At 67.7% G+C, this 2740-nt stretch carries 1 protein-coding gene and 1 pseudogene; both read right to left on the bottom strand.

Annotation, left to right across the window (positions count from 1 at the left end):
* Window positions 1–1983, bottom strand: a 1983-nt coding sequence (locus VF194_RS13235) for a methyl-accepting chemotaxis protein (RefSeq protein ID WP_330891648.1), incomplete at its 3' end; no start/stop codon positions are given.
* Window positions 1984–2260: 277 nt separating this feature from the next.
* Window positions 2261–2740 (bottom strand): annotated as a pseudogene (locus tag VF194_RS13230) (methyl-accepting chemotaxis protein); the annotation flags it as partial.

Below are 2740 nucleotides of genomic sequence, written 5' to 3'. Positions count from 1 at the left end.
GGCATTGGCCGAACGCTGCGCCAGCGCGCGCACTTCCTGGGCGACGACGGCGAAACCCTTGCCGGCCTCGCCGGCGCGCGCCGCTTCCACGCTGGCGTTCAAGGCGAGCAGGTTGGTCTGGAAGGCGATCTCGTCGATCAGGCCGACGATGTCGGAGATCTTCTGCGCGCTGGCCTCGATCTCGCTCATCGCGGTGACCGCCTCGGTGACGATCTTGCCGCCCTTCTCGGCGGTATCGCGCGCCGTGACGGCCAGCTGGTTGGCGGCCTGGGCATTGTCGGCATTCTGCTTCACCGTCGCGGTGACTTCGTGCATCGAGGCGGCGGTCTGCTCCAGCGCGGCGGCCTGGCTCTCGGTGCGCTGCGCCAGGTCCTGGCTGCCGGTCGAGATTTCCGCCGAAGCATCGCGCACCAGCGCCGCGGCCTCGCTCAGCCGCGTCATGGTGTCGGCCAGGCGGTCGCTGACCTGGTTGGCATCGCCGGCCAGCTTGGCGAACAGGCCCTGGTAATTGCCGCGGATGCGGTGCGTCAGGTCGCCATCGGCAAGCTTGTGCAGCATCGCGCCGATATCGCCCAAGGCGCGCTCCATCGTGCCGAGCAGCTGGTTGACGCCGTCGCCGAGCGTGCGCATGACGCCTTCGATGCGGCTGGTGTCGATCCGCTGGCCGAGATCGCCGGCATTGGCGGCGGATACGATCTCGCCGACCGCGCTCTGCAGCAGGGATTCCTGCGCCTTGCGCTCGGCTTCGAAACGCTCGCGGTCGGCCTCGATCTGCGCCTGCAGCTTGTCGGCTTCCTGGCCCTGTTCCTTGAAGACCTGGACGGCGCGCGCCATGTCGCCGATTTCGTCCGGCCGCGCGGTGCCGTTGACCTCGGCATTCCAGTCGCGCTTGGCCAGGCGCTTCATCGTCTCGGTGGTGGCGACGATCGGATCGATCACGCGGCGGCCGATATACAGCCAGCCGATGGTGATCGCGGCGATCAGGCAGAGCAGGGCGATGCCGGCCATGCTCGACTGCGCGATCTTGATCGCCGTCATCGAGGCCTGCGCCGAGGAATCGGTTTCGTCGCGCGCGGCGCTCACCAGACCGGCGACCGCATCGCTCAACGCGGTGGCGATGGTGCGCGCATCGAGCAGCGCGGCGACCGCCTTCTGCTGGGCGGCCAGTTCGCGCTTGCGGACCTGCAGCAGACCGTTATCGCCTTCGCCCAGCTCGGCAAGCTCCTTGGTCAGGGTGTCGATATCCTTGTTGGGGAAGATGCCCTGCACGATCTCGTTGCCGCGCAGAACCTCGGCCTTCACATTGGCGTATTCGGCGCCGATCAGCTCGATCTGCTCGGGCGAATCCGCCTGCGCCGCGACCGCCAGCATGCCTTCAAGCTGGTTGATCTTGGCGACCAGCGCCTGGATCGCGCGGGCGCCCGCCACCTGCTTGTCGAGAATGCTCTGGATCATCTCGCCGGTGCCGGCGCCGGTGGAGCGCGAGACCAGCTCGAATTCCATCGTCATGTCCATCACGGCCTGATCGACGGCGGGCTGCGCCAGCGACAGGAACTGGGAATGATCGTCGGTCAGCGTCTTGGTGAGCTTGGTGCGCTCCTCCTTGATCTTGAGCTTCTCCTCGACCGCCGCGTTGATGCGCGCCATCGCATCCAGCAGCTGCTTGACGCTGTTCTGCACGTCCTGCCGCAAATCGTCCGGCACGTCGGTCGCCTTCACCTCGGCGACGGTGCGCTCGATCTGCACCTGCTTGCCCTGGATGTCGCCCAGGGCGGCCTTGCGTTCGCCGTCGCCGGCGGCATAGGCCAGGGCCGGCGCCGTGGCGGCCAGATCGGCGCTCTCCGCCGCCAGGTTCAGGGCGGAAGTGACGGCGGGAATGCTGCGCTCGGTCACCGAACTGAAGGCGCCGCGCACCTGATGAAAAAAGCCGAAGGACACCAGGCTGGAGATCACTGCCATCGCGGCGATGACGCCAACGGCCAAAAATAGCTTCTGTCGAATTCCGAGCCGCATTCTTGCGTCCCCCCGCTATGCCCCTGGATCCCTATGACGATAACTGTGCGACGCCTTGTACGCTCGCGCAACCCCGAAACCCGGCCCGGCCTTGCGGCGCAAGCGCCGCCGCCACGCGATAAAGTTGCATTTATCGCGCCTGCCGCTGAATGAGCCGTAAATGCGTGACGCGTGAATGCATGACCTAACACATGACTTATGTATGCACGACGTGTAGATGCCTGCCGCAACGCTGCGGCAGGGGGCGTCAGAATTCCTTCCAGTCATCGTCGTCGGCGGCAGCCGCCGCCGGAATGCTCGGCCTGGCCCGGACCTGCGCCGGTTCCGCAGCGGCAGGCTTGGCGGCGGCTTTCGCAGCAATCGGCTTTGCCGCGGCCGGCTTCGCCGCGATCGGCTTTGCGGCGGCCGGCTTTGCGGCGGCCGGCTGCGCGGTAACCGGCTGCGCCGCCGGCTTGGCCGCCTCGGGCTGCGGTTTTGCAGCAGGCTTGCCGGTGGCCGCGGCGCTGGCCGCCGGACTTGCCGGGGCTTTGACATTCTGCTCGAGCTTGAAGAAGGCGACCAGGTCGGCCAGTTGGCGGCCCTGATCGGCCAGCGACTGCGCCGAGGCCGAGGTCTGCTCGACCAGGGCGCCGTTGCGCTGGGTCATCTCGTCCATCGAGCCGACGGCGGTGTTGACCTGCTCCAGGCCGCCCGCCTGTTCCCGGCTGGCGGCGGCGATCTCGGCCAC

The sequence above is a fragment of the Ferrovibrio sp. genome, from assembly GCF_036381655.1.
Lineage (GTDB): Bacteria > Pseudomonadota > Alphaproteobacteria > Ferrovibrionales > Ferrovibrionaceae > Ferrovibrio.
This window is presented reverse-complemented; position numbering and strand designations above follow the sequence as displayed.